Below are 457 nucleotides of genomic sequence, written 5' to 3' on the forward strand. Positions count from 1 at the left end.
GTCAGCACCACAGGAGCTACTTTGTCTTCAACAATTACTGTAGCTTCCGCAGAAGTTTTGTTTCCATTGTTGTCTTCCACAGTAAGCACTACAGTATTCTCCCCAACATTAGAGCAGTCAAAAATGGCATTATCAAGAGACATTTCTGAAATTCCGCAGGCATCGGAAGAACCGTTGTCGATATCTTCAGGAGTGATGGTCGCGTTTCCTTCAGCATCAAGCTGTACAGTGATGTTTTGGATTACCGCAACCGGAGCTACATTATCTTCAACAGTTACTGTAGCTTCCGCAGAGCTTTCATTTCCGTTATTATCGATTACTGTAAGAGTTATAGTGTTCTCCCCAACATTAGAGCAGTCAAAAGTGTCATTATCAAGCGTCATTTCTGAAATTCCGCAGGCATCGGAAGAACCGTTGTCGATATCTTCAGGAGTGATGGTCGCGTTTCCTTCAGCAT

The 457-nt window shown here is 43.3% G+C and carries 1 pseudogene; it reads right to left on the minus strand.

From position 1 onward, the window contains the following. Positions 1-457, minus strand: a pseudogene (locus tag OQ279_RS07220) (hypothetical protein); the annotation flags it as partial.

It is taken from the genome of Salinimicrobium profundisediminis (genome assembly GCF_026241755.1).
Classification (GTDB): Bacteria; Bacteroidota; Bacteroidia; order Flavobacteriales; family Flavobacteriaceae; genus Salinimicrobium; species Salinimicrobium profundisediminis.